Source organism: Pseudomonas schmalbachii, from assembly GCF_017589465.1.
Taxonomy (GTDB): domain Bacteria; phylum Pseudomonadota; class Gammaproteobacteria; order Pseudomonadales; family Pseudomonadaceae; genus Pseudomonas; species Pseudomonas schmalbachii.
On record NZ_JAELYA010000006.1, the window covers coordinates 314,000 to 329,323 of the forward strand.

The window sequence follows — 15,324 nt, forward strand, 5'->3', positions numbered from 1 at the left end:
CCTTATCGTTCCCACACGGCGCCCGCCCGTAGGATGGGTTGAGCGCAGCGATACCCATGCGGCCACGCCATGTTGGGTATCGCTTCGCTCAACACCAACCTACGAAAGTGCCGCCCTTCGATCATGCAGCCGGCGACGCTCAGCGTCCCAGGTAGACCTCGATCACCTCATCGTTCGCCTGCACCTCTTCCAGCGAACCCTCCGCCAGCACGTGCCCCTGGTGCAGCACGCTGACGCGGTCGGCGATGCTGCCGACGAAGCTCATGTCGTGCTCCACCACCATCAGCGAATGCGTGCCGGCGAGGGACTTGAACAGTTCGGCGGTGAACTCGGTCTCGGCGTCGGTCATGCCCGCCACCGGTTCGTCGAGCAGCAGCAGTTGTGGCTCCTGCACCAGCAGCATGCCGATTTCGAGGAACTGCTTCTGCCCGTGGGAGAGCAGCCCGGCCGGGCGATTGCGCGATTCGCGCAGGCGGATGGTGGTCAGCACGTCCTCGATGCGGTCCTTCTGCTCGCCGCTTAGACGAGCGCGCAAACTGGCCCACACCGACTTGTCGGTCTTCTGCGCGAGTTCGAGGTTCTCGAATACCGAAAGCGCCTCGAACACCGTGGGCTTCTGGAACTTGCGGCCGATGCCGGCCTCTGCGATCTCGACCTCGCTCATGCGGGTCAGGTCGAGGGTTTCGCCGAACCAGGCCTTGCCGCTGTCCGGGCGGGTCTTGCCGGTGATCACGTCCATCAGCGTGGTCTTGCCCGCGCCGTTGGGGCCGATGATGCAGCGCAGCTCGCCGACGCCGATGTACAGCGTCAGATCGCGCAGCGCCCTGAAGCCATCGAAGCTGACGTTGATGTCTTCCAGGGTGAGGATGGTACCGTGGCGCACGTCCAGTCCCGGCGCGGCGCTCTGGCCGACGCCGAGGGCATCGCGGGCGCTGCCGCTGGGGTCGACCATCGGATCGAACATCAGGTGGGGAACGGCTCTCATTGCTCCTTCTCCTTGCGCAGCAGGCCGATGATTCCTTTCGGCAGATACAGCGTGACGACGATGAACAGCGCGCCGAGGAAGAACAGCCAGTATTCCGGGAAGGCCACGGTGAACCAGCTCTTCGCCCCGTTCACCACGCCGGCGCCAAGCAGCGGGCCGATCAGCGTGCCGCGTCCGCCGAGGGCGACCCACACGGCGGCCTCGATGGAGTTGGTGGGCGACATCTCGCTGGGGTTGATGATTCCTACCAATGGCACGAACAGCGCGCCGGCGAGCCCGCAGATCACCGCGCTCAGGGTCCAGACGAACAGCTTGTAGCCGCGCGGATCGTAGCCGCAGAACATCAGGCGGTTCTCCGCGTCGCGCAGGGCGGTGAGCACCCGGCCGAACTTGCTGCGCGCCAGTCGCCAGCCGAACAGCAGGCTGCCGGCGAGCAGCAGGACGATGGCGACGAACAGCGCGGCGCGGGTTTCCGGCGCGGTGATCGGGAAGCCGAGGATGCTGCGGAAGTTGGTGAAGCCGTTGTTGCCGCCGAAGCCGGTCTCGTTGCGGAAGAACAGCAGCATGCCGGCGAAGGTCAGCGCCTGGGTCATGATCGAGAAGTACACGCCCTTGATCCGCGAGCGGAAGGCGAAGAAGCCGAACACCAGCGCCAGCAGCCCCGGCGCCAGCACAACCAGGCACAGCGCCCAGAGGAAGTGCTGGGTGCCGGCCCAGTACCACGGCAGCTCGCTCCACGAGAGGAAGGTCATGAACGCCGGCAGCCCGTCGCCAGCGGCCTCTCGCATCAGGTACATGCCCATGGCGTAGCCACCGAGGGCGAAGAACAGCCCGTGGCCGAGGGACAGCAGCCCTGCATAACCCCAGACCAGGTCGAGGGCCAGGGCGACGATGGCGTAGCAGAGAATCTTGCCGGTCAGCGTCAGGCCGTAGGCGGACAGATGCAGCGCGTTGTTCTCCGGAAGCAGGTGCAGCAGCGGCAGCGCCAGCAGCGCGACGAAGGCGACGGCGGCCACGCCAAGGGTGGCTTTCGGTCCGATCTTCTGCGCGGCGGTAACGGTAAGTGGCTGGTTCAATCGATGACCCTCCCCTTCAGAGCGAAGAGCCCCTGCGGACGTTTCTGGATGAACAGGATGATCAGCGCGAGGATCAGGATCTTGCCCAGCACCGCGCCGATCTGCGGTTCGAGGATCTTGTTCGCCACGCCCAGGCCGAACGCGGCGAACACGCTGCCGGCGAGCTGGCCGACGCCGCCCAGCACCACCACCAGGAAGGAGTCGATGATGTAGCTCTGGCCGAGGTCCGGGCCGACGTTGCCGACCTGCGACAGCGCCACCCCGCCAAGCCCGGCGATGCCCGAGCCGAGGCCGAATGCGAGCATGTCCACCCGCCCGGTGGGCACGCCGCAGCAGGCCGCCATGTTGCGGTTCTGCGTCACCGCGCGGACGTTCAGGCCGAGGCGCGTGCGGTTCAGCAGCAGCCAGGTCAGCGCCAGCACGCACAGGGCGAAGCCGATGATGACGATGCGGTTCCACGGCAGCACGAGGTTCGGCAGCACCTGGATGCCGCCGGACAGCCACGCCGGGTTGGCCACCTCGACGTTCTGCGCGCCGAACAGCACGCGCACCAGCTGGATCAGCACCAGGCTGATGCCCCAGGTGGCGAGCAGGGTTTCCAGCGGGCGGCCGTAGAGGTGGCGGATCACCGTGCGTTCCAGCGCCATGCCGATGGCGGCGGTGACGCAGAAGGCCACCGGCAGCGCCAGCAGCGGATACAGCTCCAGCAGACCGGGCACGTATCGCTGGCAGATCAGCTGCACCACGTAGGTGGTGTAGGCGCCGAGCATCAGCATCTCGCCGTGGGCCATGTTGATCACCCCGAGCAGGCCGTAGGTGATGGCGAGGCCAAGAGCGGCGAGCAGCAGGATCGAGCCCAGCGACAGGCCGCTGAACGCCTGCCCGAGCAGTTCGCCGACCAGCAGGCGACGCTTCACTTGTCCGAGGCTGGTGGCGGCGGCAGTGCGCACGCTGTCGTCCGGTTCCACGGCCGGGTCGAGCAGGTTTTCCAGCCGGGTACGCGCCAGCGGATCGCCGGACTCGCCGAGCAGGCGCACGGCGGACAGGCGCACCTGCGGATCGGCGTCGGCCAGTTGCAGGTTGGCGAGGGCCAGTTGCAGGGCGTCCTTCACGCCGGCCTCGACTTCCACGGCGATGCGCTGTTCGAGCAGCGTGCGTTGCGCGGGCTTGGCGCTCTTCTGCAACTGGCGCGCGGCGTCGAGGCGGACTCTTGTGTCGTGGGCCACCAGCCGGTGGCTGGCCAGCGCGGTGTTGAGCAGGCCGCGCAGGCGGTTGTTCAGGCGCAGCTTCTGCGGCTCGCCATCCGGGGCGATGTCGCCTTCGGTGGCGTGGTAGCTGCCGTCATCGCCGAGCAGAAACGGCTGGCCTTGTGCATCGATGGCTACGCGGCCTGATTGCAGGGCGATGAGGAAGCCGAGGCGCGCGGCATCGGGTGCGGCGGCCCAGCTTTCCAGCAGGCGGGCCTGGCTGGAGCTGTCGGCAGAGGTGAAGTCCTGCGCGGGGGTGGCCAGGGCTGGGATAGAAAGCAAGACAACCAGTAGCAGGGCGCAGGTTTGGATAAGTCGGGTCATAGGGTGTCCTGATGGAACTGTGCCCGGGGTTTCCCCTCTCCCCTGCCCTCTCCCGGAGGGAGAGGGGGTTGATGGGTGCCGGCGGAAACCATGGCGTTCATCTCACGCCGAACAGTCCCCTCTCCCTCCGGGAGAGGGTTAGGGTGAGGGCGCTTTCGTTCCGCGATCGATCAGTTACTCCGCACCGCAAAATCCGGCTTCTTGTCATTCCCCGGAATGAACGGACTCCACGGCTGCGCGCGGATCGGCTCGGCGGTTTTCCACACCACGTTGAACTGCCCGTCGTCCTGGATCTCGCCGATCATCACCGGCTTGTGCAGGTGGTGGTTGGTCTTGTCCATGGTCAGGGTGAAGCCGGACGGCGCCTTGAAGGTCTGCCCGCCCATGGCCTCGCGCACCTTGTCCACATCGGTGCTGCCAGCCTTCTCGACGGCCTGCGCCCACATGTGGATGCCGACGTAGGTGGCCTCCATCGGATCGTTGGTCACGGCGGTGCTGTAGTTCGGCAGGTTCTTCGCCTTGGCGTAGGCCTTCCAGTCGGCGACGAACTTGCTGTTCTCCGGGTTCTTCACCGACTCGAAGTAGTTCCACGCGGCAAGGTTGCCCACCAGCGGCTTGGTGTCGATGCCGCGCAGTTCTTCCTCACCCACGGAGAAGGCCACCACCGGCACTTCGGTGGCTTCCAGGCCCTGGTTGCCCAGCTCCTTGTAGAACGGCACGTTGGAGTCGCCGTTGACCGTGGAGATCACCGCGGTCTTGCCGCCGGCGGAGAACTTCTTGATGTCGGCGACGATGGTCTGGTAGTCGGCATGGCCGAACGGCGTGTAGACCTCCTGGATGTCCTTGTCCTGCACGCCCTTGCTGTGCAGGAAGGCGCGCAGGATCTTGTTGGTGGTGCGCGGGTAGACGTAGTCGGTGCCGAGCAGGAAGAAGCGCTTGGCCGCGCCGCCGTCCTCGCTCATCAGGTATTCCACCGCCGGGATGGCCTGCTGGTTCGGCGCGGCGCCGGTGTAGAAGACGTTCGGCGACATCTCCTCGCCCTCGTACTGCACCGGGTAGAACAGCAGGCCGTTCAGCTCCTCGAACACCGGCAGCACGGATTTGCGCGACACGCTGGTCCAGCAGCCGAACACCACCGCGACCTTGTCCTGGGTCAGCAGCTGGCGCGCCTTCTCGGCGAACAGCGGCCAGTTCGACGCCGGGTCGACCACCACCGGCTCCAGCTTCTTGCCGTTCACCCCGCCCTTGGCGTTGATCTCGTCGATGGTCATCAGCGCCATGTCCTTCAGCGAGGTCTCGGAGATGGCCATGGTTCCGGACAGCGAATGCAGGATGCCGACCTTGATGGTCTCGGCGGCCTGGATGGTCCAGGACAAGCCCATGGCGGCGATGGATGCGGAAAGGGTGAAGGCCTTGATCAGGCTGCGACGTTGCATGGGGCGATCTCCATTCACAAAGTTTTGAATTGACTGTCTTGGGCAGTGTTCAAAAGGTCTTCCCGGTCACCCTTGCGTCGCCAGCGAACGCTGTCTGGCGCTGTGCAGCATGTGCAGGGTGATCTTGCGTACTTCGGCCTTGCTGACCTCTATGTGGGTCTTCAACAACAACTGGGCTTCCTCGCAGCGGCGCGACAGGACCGCGCCGAGGATGCGCGCGTGCTCCTCGTAGGTGAGCTCGACGCGCGGCCCCTGGGTGAAATCCAGGCGGCGGATGATGCGGATCTTCTCGCTGACCTCGGCGTGCAGACGGGCCATCTCGCGATTGCCGGCAGCCTCCACCAGCAGGCAGTGGAAGCGCTCGTCCAGCCGCGATACTTCGCGACCGTCCTGCAGGCGTTCTTTCGGCGCGACCATCCAGGTCCGGCGCAGCAGCTCCAGCGCCTCCGGCAGCTCCCCGGCCGGGCGTTCGCAGAGGCGCCGAACCGCTTCCAGTTCGAGGACGATACGCACTTCGTAAAGCTCCTCGAAGTGGTGGAAGTCGAACGGACGCACCTGCCAGCCGCTGCGGAAATACACCTCCAGGTAACCCTCGCGCTCCAGCCGGTACAGCGCCTGGCGCACCGGCGTGCGGCTGACCGCCATGCGCTCGGCGATCTCGCCTTCGCTGAAGCGGTCGCCGGGCAGCAGGCGGAACTCGAAGATGTCGTCCTTGAGCAGCGAGTAGATGCGCTCGGCAAGATTCTCCGGGCGCTCGCGGACGATCCTTTGCGGGCTGGCCAACTGCATCTCAGGCGGCCTCGATCGGTTTCAGCAGGAGCAGCGCGTCGCCCGGCGTGACCGCCTTGCCCGGCTGGCAGCGCACCGACTTGACCGTGCCGCTGACCGGCGCGATGACCGCCAGCTCCATCTTCATCGCCTCCACCACCAGCAGCGGCGCGCCGGCCTCGACCAGTTGGCCGGGTTCGACCAGCACCTTCCACACGCTGCCGCACATGTCGGCGCTGACCAGATGGTGGCCGTCCAGCTCCTGCTCGTCGTCCGCTTCAATCGCCAGCGGCACGGCTTTCGCCGGGTCGTCGTCCTTCCACAATTGCGCCTCGGCGTCGAAGGCCGCTTTCTGCCGAGCCTGGAAGGCGGCGATGTCGTCGCTGTTGCCTTCCAGGAAGCGGCGGTATTCGGCGAAGTCGAACTCGGTCTCCTCGATGCGGATTTGCGCCCTGCCCTCGCGGAAGGCTTCGCGGAATTCGTCCAGCTCGGCCTCGCTGACCGGGTAGAAGCGCACCTGGTCGAAGAAGTGCAGCAGCCACGGCTGGCCATCCCGGAACTGGGCATTCTTCACGAACTTGTTCCAGATCGGCAGCGTGCGGCCGACCAGCTGGTAGCCGCCGGGCGAATCCATGCCGTAGATGCACATGTACATGCCGCCGATGCCGACGGTGCCCTCGGCGGTGTAGGTGCGCGCCGGGTTGTACTTGGAGCTGAGCAGCCGGTGGCGCGGGTCCAGCGGCACGGCGCAGGGCGCATCGAGGTAGACGTCGCCGAGGCCGAGGATCAGGTAGCTGGCGTCGAAGATGATCTCGCTGACCTGCTCGCGGCTATCCAGGCCGTTGATGCGCTGCAGGAAGTCGACGTTGTTCGGCAGCCACGGCGCCTCGGCGCGCACCGTCTCGCGGTAGCGGGTGACCGCACCCAAAGTGGCGCTGTCCTCGAAGGCCATCGGCAGGTGGACGATGCGCGTCGGCACCTTGAGATTGGCCACGTCGCCGAGGCCGCGTTCCAGGCGCAGCAGATGGTCGAGCAGAGTCTGCTGGTGCAGCACGCGGCTGTCGTAGCGCAACTGCAGCGAACGCACGCCCGGCGCCAGTTCTTCCAGGCCCGGCAGCGGATCGGCCTTGAGCGCTTCCATCAGCAGATGCACGCGCAGGCGCAGGGCGAGGTCGAGCAGGTTGTCGCCGTATTCGAGGAGGATGTAGGCATCGCCAGCCTGGCGGTAGACGGCGCGCGGGTGCCCGTCCCCGGCCGGCAGCTCGGCCAGCACGGTGGCGGAAACCGTGTTCGACGGTTGCAGGCTGGGAACCGGCAGGGTCACGGCGGAGATCGCCGCCAGCGCCTCGATGCTGCCCAGTTGCGCCTGCTCCAGGCTCTGCGCCTGCTTGAAGCTGATCGGGTGGAAACGCAGCCGGTCGCCGGGCTTGACCTGACCGACCTTCCACAGTTCGGCCTTGGCGATGGTCACCGGGCAAACGAAACCGCCCAGGCTCGGACCGTCCTTGGTGAGGATCACCGGGGAGTCGCCGGTGAAGTTGATCGAGCCGATGGCGTATTCGCAGTCGTGCACGTTGGACGGGTGCAGTCCTGCCTCGCCACCGTCCGCGCGGGTCCATTTCGGCTTCGGCCCGGACAGGCGCACGCCGAGGCGGTTGGAGTTGTAGTGGACTTCCCACTCGGCGGCGAAGAATTCCTCGATGGATTCCTCGCTGAAGAAGTCCGGCGCACCGTGCGGGCCGTAGAGCACGCCGATATCCCAGGTGTTGCCATAGTGCGGCAGCAGGCTGGCATCCATCGCCTGCGGCGGAGCCACCGGCGCCGGCGTGGTGCAGGCGGCCAGTTGCGGCTGGGAGATCGCCAGCATGTCGGCCGGGCGCAGGGTGCGGCCGGCATGGCCGCCGAACTGGCCGAGGGCGAAGGTCGAGCGGCTGCCGAGATACACCGGCACGTCGAGACCGTTGCGCACCGCGAGGTAGGTGCGGCAGCCGTTCTTCGCGCGGCCGAGGCGCAGCACCTGTCCTGCATTCACGCTGATCGGCTGCCAATAGGTGACGGGTTCGCCATCCAGCTCGGCCGGGCAGTCGGCGCCGGTCAGGGCGATCAGCGCATCGCAGTGAAAGCGCAGGGTCGGGCCCTGCAAGGTGAATTCCAGTCCGGCGGCGCTGGCATGGTTGCCGACGATGCGGTTGGCCAGGCGGAAGGCGAAGTCGTCCATCGGGCCCGAGGGCGGCACGCCGATGTCCCAGTAGCCGAGGCGACCGGGGAAGTCCTGCACGCTGGAATAGGTGCCGGGCTCCAGCACTTCGATGACGCTGGGGCGGTAGGCGAAGTCGTCGAGCATGCGCGTCCACACGCTGCCAACGGCGAAGCGCGGGTCGGCGATCACCTGGCGCAGGTAGTCGAGGTTGCTGGCGATGCCGTGCAGGCGGGTTTCACCAAGGGCGGCCTGCAGCTTTGCCAGGGCCTCGGCGCGGTCATCGCCGTGGACGATCAGCTTGGCGATCATCGGGTCGTAGTGCGCCGACACCTCGGTACCACTGGCGACCCAGCCGTCCACCCGCACGCCTTCCGGGAAGTGCACCTCGGTGAGCACGCCGGGGCTCGGCTGGAAGTTCTTCAGCGGGTCCTCGGCGTAGATGCGCACCTCGATGGAAGCGCCCTGCGGCGCGCGGGCCAGCGCCTGCCAGTCCAGCGCGTCGCCGGCGGCCACGCGCAGCATGCATTCGATCAGGTCGAGGCCGGTGACCATCTCGGTGACCGGGTGCTCCACCTGCAGGCGGGTGTTCACTTCGAGGAAATAGAAGGCATCGCGGGCGCCGTCGTAGATGAACTCGACGGTGCCGGCGCTGCGGTAATTCACCGACTCGCCGAGGGTGATCGCCGCCGCGTGCAGCTTCTCGCGGGTAGCCTGCGGCAGGTTCGGTGCCGGGGTTTCCTCCACCACCTTCTGGTTGCGCCGCTGCAGCGAGCAGTCGCGTTCGCCGAGGGCGACCACCCTGCCCTTGCCGTCGCCGAAGATCTGCACCTCGACATGCCGCGCCTGATCGACGAAGCATTCGAGGAACACCCCGGCATCGCGGAAGAACTGCTCGCCCATGCGCTTCACGCTGTCGAACGCGGCGTGCAGGGCTTCGGCATCGTCGCAACGGGTCAGGCCGATGCCTCCACCGCCGGCGGTGCTTTTCAGCATCACCGGATAGCCGATGAGTTCGGCGGCCTCCAGCGCCTGTTCGACGCTGTCGAGCAGACCGGTGCCCGGCGCCATCGGCACACCGGCCACGGCGGCCAGCTCGCGGGCGCGGTGCTTGAGGCCGAACTCGCGAATCTGCCCGGCGGTCGGACCGATGAAGGCGATGCCGGCGGCCTCGCAGGCATCGGCGAACTCGGCGCTTTCCGAGAGGAAGCCGTAGCCCGGATAGATCGCCTGCGCCCCGCTCTGCCTTGCCGCATCGAGAATCCTGTCGATGCGCAGGTAGCTGTCGGATGCCTTGTCGCCGCCGAGGGCGATGGCCATGTCTGCCATGCCGACGTGGGCGGCGTTGCGGTCAGCGTCGGAATACACGGCGACGCTCTTCACGCCCAGCGCCTTGAGGGTGCGGATGGCGCGGACGGCGATCTCCCCGCGGTTGGCGATCAGTACGGTGTGGAACATGGTCGATCCCTCGGCTTGTACGGTTGATGAATGGAAAGGGCCATCCACGGAAACCGGCGCTACGCATCTGCAGGTTGGAAAGGTAGGTTGGCGCTGAGCGCAGCGAAGCCCAGCAATCGTCGGCAGCCATGCCGTTGGGCTTCGTACCTCAGCCCAACCTACGAGGTGACAAAGGCGCGCCAGCCGCCGAAGGCGGTGATGTCGCGGGCGCCTTCCAGGGCGTACGGCTCGCAGATGAAGCCCTTCACCCAGCGCCCGTCGGCCAGCTGCAGGTTGCCGATGCCCAGCGGCGGCGGGATCTCGGCGACGAACTCGCCGAAGCGCGCCAGCGGGATGTCCCACAGCTCGACGATGATCTGGCTGCCGTCCGCGGCCTTGGCCAGGCCCGGCTTCGGCGGCACCGTGCCGGCCAGAGCGTAGAGGCGGTACTGCGAGGCGGTGAGCGTCTTCTCCACGAACACCGCATCGCGAGTGGTGAGCTGGAAGTTCAGCGGCATGCCGGTGAGGTGCGCGCCAACCACGGCGACCCGCACGCTGCCCGCCGGCTGCGCATCTGCCGCCTGCACGGGGATGGCGCGGCCGGTGGCGCCCATGGGCAGGTCCAGCGCGACCTGCCAGCGCTTGCCGAACGCGGCCAGTGCGCGGTCATGCCAGGCCGGGGCTATCAGGGTGATACCGGCCGGCAGGCCATCGGCGCGGAATCCGGCCGGCAGGGCCAGCGCGGAGAGGTCGGCGAGATTGGTGAAGTTGGTGTAGGTGCCGAACTGGCTGTTGAACAGCACGGGCGCCTCGGCCATCTCGGCGATAGTGCGGATGGTCGGCGACGTCGGCACCACCAATGCGTCGAAGCCGGCCAGGCTCCGGTCGATCTTCCGCGCCAGCTCGGCGCGCAGGTATTCGGCCTTGTAGGCGTCGGTCGCGCTGTAATCGAAGCCCTTGGTGACGATGGCGCGCACCACCGGGTCGATGGCCTCGGGGTTGGCGTTCAGCATGCCCTCGGTGGCCACGGTGCGCTCGGCGACCCAGGAGCCCTGGTAGAGCTGTTCGGCCAGTTCGCGGAACGGCGAGAAGTCGATGGGCGTGACCTCGGCGCCCAGCTCGCGCAGCTTGGCGATTGCCTGCTCGAAGACTGCCTGGGTTTGGCTATCGCCGAAGAATTCCAGTTGGTCAGGAATCGCCAGCTTCGGCGCGGCGCCCATGCCGACCGGCGCGCTATTGGGGTTCTGCCTTGCGTAAGGATCGGCCGCATCGTAGCCGCCGGCGATGCCGGCGACGGTTTCCGCATCGGCCACGGTCAGGGCGAAGACCGAGATGCAGTCGATCGTACGACAGGCCGGCACCAACCCGGTATTCGACAGCCAGCCCTTGGTCGGCTTGAGCCCGACGATATTGTTGAAGCCCGCCGGCACCCGCCCGGAGCCGGCGGTGTCGGTGCCCAGCGCGAACGGCACCAGCCCGCGCGCCACCACCGAGGCGGAACCGGAGCTGGAACCGCCGCTGACGTATTCCGGCTTGAAGGCATTGCTCACCGCCCCGTAGGGCGAACGGGTGCCGACCAGCCCGGTGGCGAACTGGTCGAGGTTGGTCTTGCCGATCAGGATGGCGCCGGCCGCACGCAAGCGCGCGACCACGGTCGCATCGGCTTCGGCCCGGTAGGCGAACTGCGGGCAGGCGGCGGTGGTGGCCCAGCCGGCGGCGTCGATGTTGTCCTTGATGGCGAAGGGCACGCCGTATAGCGGCAGCTTGTCGATCTGACCGCCGGCGGCATCGAGCAGGGCCTGCAGTTCGGCCAGCTGCGTATCGAGCTGCGCGGCGCTGGCGAGGCTGATCCAGGCGTTGTCGGATTCGCTCAGCTGTTCGCGGAGGGCGTGCAGCAGTTCGGCGGGCTGCAACTGGTCGCGGTAGGCCTGCTGCCAGTCGGAAAGGGTAAAGGCGAAGGGGGCGTTGGACATGCTCTGAAATCCCGTCTTGTATCCAAGATGGGTTAGAGCAAGGGTGGTGCCAGGTTCGCTAACTGCCTGTTATCACTGGAATAAGCAGGTTTCTGAGAGGTATTCCGAGTGGTTTTGGCGCACCGCCACAGGGCGGCGCGCACGGGCATAGGGCGCTGTCGTACCCCCTCACCCTAACCCTCTCCCGGAGGGAGAGGGGATTATCCGGAGTTGCCAGGTGGCATGTCGTACCTCCCGATGCCATTGCGCCCCCTCTCCCTCTGGGAGAGGGCTGGGGTGAGGGAGCCCCTGCGCCGGATCATCCTCAACAAAACACCGTGCCCTGGCTCACGGCGTGACGAAATACCCCCGCACCCCGGTCATGATGATCTGCGCCGCCAGCGCACAGACGAACAGCCCCATCAGCCGGCTGACGATCTGCAAACCGTCCTCGCCCAGGAACCTCTCGATCCTGTCCGACAGATAGAGCGTCACGCCCAGGGTGACGCACGCAGCCGCCACCGCCAGCATCGACAGCAGCTTGTCCTCCCATGGCTGGCCGACGCCCATCACCAGCAGCGCACCGATGGTGCCGGGGCCGACGGTGATGGGGATGGTCAGCGGGACGATGGTGACGTCCTGCTGCACGTTGTCGCTCTGCACCGCCGAACGCCCCTGCGCCATGCCCAGCGCGGAGATGAACAGCACGCTGCCGGCGCCGATGCGGAAGGCGTCGGCGGTGATGCCGAACAGGGTGAAGATGTAGCGGCCGAACAGGTACAGCAGCAGGCTGGCGATCAGCGCCGCCAGCGCCACGCGCCAGGCCATGCGCTTGCGGTCGCGCGGGGCGAAGCCGCGGCTCAGGCTGATGAAGCAGGAAAGCACGAAGAACGGGCTGTAGAGCACCAGCATCTTCAGGTACACGGTGAGCATCAAGTGCATGGAAACGACTCGTCCGGCTGGAATTACGGGCGCCGCGCGCCCCTGGCAGAGAGCATAGCGGCGCCTGGTGACGCGGTCATGGCCGTGTGAACGTACGTTACGACGGCAGGGCGTCCCGTTGCTGGCGGTGGTCGCGTTCGCGCACCCAGTAGGCGACCAGTTCGCGCAGCTGCGACAGTTCCACCGGCTTGGCCATGTGGCCGTCCATGCCAACCAGCCGCGCGCGCTCCTTGTGTTCGCTGAGGATGTGCGCGGTGAGTGCCACCACCGGCGTGCGCGGGCGCTGCTCGCTGGCCTCCCAGGCGCGCAGGCGCTCGGTGGCGGAGAAGCCGTCGAGCACCGGCATCTCGCAATCCATCAGCACCAGGTCGTACTGGGTCTTCTTCATCGCCGACAGCGCTTCTTCGCCATTGCTGGCGGTATCCGGCCGCAGGTTGAGCTTGCCGAGCATGCCGCGAATGACCTTGGTGGAGATGCTGTTGTCCTCGGCGACGAGGATGCGGAAGTCGTTGGGCAGTTCCGCCGGCAGCGGCTCGCTGCCCGGCTGCTGGCCGTCGCCGACGTTGCTGCGCCCGCGCCGGTTGAGTTCGTCGGCGAGGGTGGCCTTGAGCGTATAGCCGGCCACCGGCTTGGCGAGGATGCGCTTGATCCCGGCGTTGCGCGCCACGACCTTGCTCGGCGCGTTGTTGATGCCGGTGAGCATGATCAGCAGCAGGTCGTGATTGAGGTTGGGGTCTTCCTTGATCTTGGTCGCCAGTTGCATGCCGGTCATGCCGGGCATGTCCTGGTCGAGCAGGACCACATCGAAATACTCGCGCAGATGCGCCTTGGTGCGCAGGTGGGCCAGCGCCTCCTTGCCCGACGACACCGCGCTGACGCTCATGCCCCAGGCACTGCACTGCTGCAGGACCACCTTGCGGCAGGTCTGGTTGTCGTCGACCACCAGCAGGCGCGCGCCCTGCAGCGGGCTGTCGAGGTCGGCGGCCGGCTGTTCGAGCAGTTGCTGGTCGAGCGGCAGGCTCATCCAGAGCGTGCTGCCCTGCTGCTCGCCGCATTCGATGCCGAATTCGCCGGACATCAGCTGGATCAGGCGGCGGGCGATGACCAGGCCGATCTGCCCCTCCTCGCCAGCCGGCGTCAGGTAGTCGCGGCTCTGCAGCTTGGCCGAGAGCAGCGCCTGGCGCTCGTAGTCCTCCAGCGGTCGGCCGCTGTCCTGCACGGCGATGCGCAGGCGCTTCTGCCCTTCCGCGCCATCGAGGGCGACCACCAGCAGCACCTCGCCCTCGTCGGTCTGGCGGAAGGCATTGTCCAGCAGGCTCAGCACCACCTGGCGCAGGCGCGTCGGGTCGCCGCTGATCACCCGCGGCACCTGCGGCTGGGTGAAGCTGATCAGCTCGACCTTCTGCTGCTCGGCCTTGGCGCGGAAGATCGCCAGGCAGTCGTCGATCAGCGCGGCGAGGTCGAACGACACCTCGTCGAGTTCGATCTGGCCGGTTTCCAGCCTGGAGATGTCGAGGATCTCGTTGATCAGCACCAGCAGTTCGTTGCCGGAACTGTGGATGGTCTGCACGTAGTCGCGCTGCTTGGCGGACAGGGTGGTGTCGAGCAGCAGTTCGGTCATGCCCAGCACGCCGTTCATCGGCGTGCGGATCTCGTGGCTGATCTTGGCGAGGAATTCCGCCTTGGCCCGCACCTCGGCCACGTTCGCCGCGCGCCGGCGGCTGGCGTTGAACTGGTCGCTCTGCATCTTGCGGTGGCGCTCGGCCGACGCCTGGCTGAGCAGGAAACCGACGCCGGCGGTGATGCCGAGCAGACCGCTGATCAGCCACTCGCTGCGGGTCGGCACGTAGCCGAGCAGCGCCGGCAGGCTGAGGGTCCAGGCGCAGACGAAGATCGCCATGCCGACCACGAACAGGCGCGCCGGCTGGTAGCCATGCGCCCAGTAGTAGACCGAGACCAGCAGCATGCTCAGGCTCGCCACCACGATCAGCCCGTAGAACAGGGCGCCGATCGACATCGCCAGGAAGTAGTACAGCGGCACGCCGAGGACCATCGCGCCGAGCACGCCGCCGAGCAGCAGGCGCCGCAGTGGCAGGGCCGGGGTGGTATGACGGAAGAAGGCGGCGGTGTAGCCGATGCCGCAGAACATCGCCAGCGCCAGCGCCAGTTGCGCGGCCAGCGGTTGCCAGCCCTGGTGCGCGCCGAACAATGGGCTGAAGAGGCCGAACAGCATGGGGCATGCCAGCAGCAGGAAGGCATGCACGCCGGCCAGCCAGAGCCCGCTGCGCAGACCGGTGTAGGCGAAGCGGACGAGGTTGTAGAGCAGCAGCATGGCCAGGCCGCCGAGCAGCGCGCCGAACAGCAGGGTGCGCAGTTGGTAGTCCGGCTGCAGGCTGCTTTCCAGGTTGATGCAGGGATACAGCGGATGACTGGATTCCAGGCGCAGGTAGAGGTCGAGTGGCACTGTGCTGACAGGCAGCGGCAGGAGCACGTCGCTGTTCAGCCAGGGGCGGACGTAGGACGACTGGTTGCCGGCGCTCCGATGTTCGAGCAGTTCCTGGCCCTGCAGGACGAACAGTTCGAGGCTGTCCAGGTTCGGCGCGAACACGCGCAGTTGCTGCTGCGCAGCCTGCGGCTCCAGGTGGTAGTGCAGCCAGATCGCGCCAGCATTGGCCGGGGCATGCACGTCCTCGACGTCGGAGATGGGGCTGAATTGCTGATGGAAGCGTGGCGCGATGACATCCTGCAGATGCAGGCGCGCTTCACCGTCGTGCAGTTGCGACCAGCCGGATGCATGCCCTTCCGCGCCGGTCGAATCGACGACCAGGACAGACAGCAACACGCAAACGAGGAGTCCTGTGGCAATCCAGAGCCGGCGCACGGTGAAATCCCTTCGGTAGGCAGTGGGCGGATTATAGTCAAGCGCCCGAATCTAGTTGTTATCCGGGCATGCCAGCGCC

General features: G+C 67.0%; 9 protein-coding genes. All 9 read right to left on the reverse strand.

Features of this window, described 5'->3' with window-relative positions:
- Positions 1-139 precede the first annotated feature (139 nt).
- The 9 genes from urtD to JFY56_RS16970 all read right to left on the reverse strand — a co-directional run bounded on the left by urtD (position 140) and on the right by JFY56_RS16970 (position 15,245).
- The gene (urtD, locus tag JFY56_RS16930; RefSeq protein ID WP_208315123.1) at positions 140-985 is read right to left on the reverse strand and encodes an urea ABC transporter ATP-binding protein UrtD; all 846 of its coding nucleotides are present in this window, start codon (positions 983-985) and stop codon (positions 140-142) included.
- Complete coding sequence (urtC, locus tag JFY56_RS16935; RefSeq protein ID WP_208315124.1) at positions 982-2,061, reverse strand: urea ABC transporter permease subunit UrtC; 1,080 nt, start codon at positions 2,059-2,061, stop codon at positions 982-984. Before urtC ends, urtD begins: the two co-directional genes overlap by 4 nt.
- On the reverse strand, positions 2,058-3,632 hold the full coding sequence (gene urtB, locus JFY56_RS16940; protein WP_208315125.1) for an urea ABC transporter permease subunit UrtB: 1,575 nt from the start codon (positions 3,630-3,632) through the stop codon (positions 2,058-2,060). Before urtB ends, urtC begins: the two co-directional genes overlap by 4 nt.
- Positions 3,633-3,802: 170 nt before the next feature.
- Positions 3,803-5,068, reverse strand: coding sequence for an urea ABC transporter substrate-binding protein (gene urtA, locus JFY56_RS16945; RefSeq protein ID WP_208315126.1), 1,266 nt, complete (start codon positions 5,066-5,068; stop codon positions 3,803-3,805).
- A 66-nt stretch (positions 5,069-5,134) separates the two neighbouring features.
- Positions 5,135-5,857: a GntR family transcriptional regulator gene (locus JFY56_RS16950; RefSeq protein ID WP_208315127.1), complete on the reverse strand. Its 723-nt coding sequence runs from the start codon at positions 5,855-5,857 to the stop codon at positions 5,135-5,137.
- Between the two features lies 1 nt (position 5,858).
- Positions 5,859-9,491, reverse strand: a complete 3,633-nt coding sequence (gene uca / locus JFY56_RS16955) for an urea carboxylase (RefSeq protein ID WP_208315128.1) — start codon at positions 9,489-9,491, stop codon at positions 5,859-5,861.
- 158 nt (positions 9,492-9,649) lie between these two features.
- Positions 9,650-11,443 carry an allophanate hydrolase gene (gene atzF / locus JFY56_RS16960; protein ID WP_208315129.1) on the reverse strand — a complete coding sequence of 598 codons (1,794 nt, stop codon included), beginning with the start codon at positions 11,441-11,443 and terminating at the stop codon, positions 9,650-9,652.
- A 327-nt stretch (positions 11,444-11,770) separates the two neighbouring features.
- The gene (locus JFY56_RS16965; protein WP_208315130.1) at positions 11,771-12,364 is read right to left on the reverse strand and encodes a MarC family protein; all 594 of its coding nucleotides are present in this window, start codon (positions 12,362-12,364) and stop codon (positions 11,771-11,773) included.
- 97 nt (positions 12,365-12,461) lie between these two features.
- Complete coding sequence (locus JFY56_RS16970) at positions 12,462-15,245, reverse strand: hybrid sensor histidine kinase/response regulator (protein ID WP_208315131.1); 2,784 nt, start codon at positions 15,243-15,245, stop codon at positions 12,462-12,464.
- Positions 15,246-15,324 lie beyond the last annotated feature (79 nt).

What these genes read in the sequence shown, in the direction of transcription:
- urtD (WP_208315123.1), bottom strand. Translation starts at nt 985, where the DNA reads ATGAGAGCCGTTCCCCACCTGATGTTCGATCCGATGGTCGACCCCAGC.
- urtB (WP_208315125.1), bottom strand. Translation starts at nt 3,632, where the DNA reads ATGACCCGACTTATCCAAACCTGCGCCCTGCTACTGGTTGTCTTGCTT.
- urtA (WP_208315126.1), bottom strand. Translation starts at nt 5,068, where the DNA reads ATGCAACGTCGCAGCCTGATCAAGGCCTTCACCCTTTCCGCATCCATC.
- JFY56_RS16950 (WP_208315127.1), bottom strand. Translation starts at nt 5,857, where the DNA reads ATGCAGTTGGCCAGCCCGCAAAGGATCGTCCGCGAGCGCCCGGAGAAT.
- uca (WP_208315128.1), bottom strand. Translation starts at nt 9,491, where the DNA reads ATGTTCCACACCGTACTGATCGCCAACCGCGGGGAGATCGCCGTCCGC.
- atzF (WP_208315129.1), bottom strand. Translation starts at nt 11,443, where the DNA reads ATGTCCAACGCCCCCTTCGCCTTTACCCTTTCCGACTGGCAGCAGGCC.
- JFY56_RS16965 (WP_208315130.1), bottom strand. Translation starts at nt 12,364, where the DNA reads ATGCACTTGATGCTCACCGTGTACCTGAAGATGCTGGTGCTCTACAGC.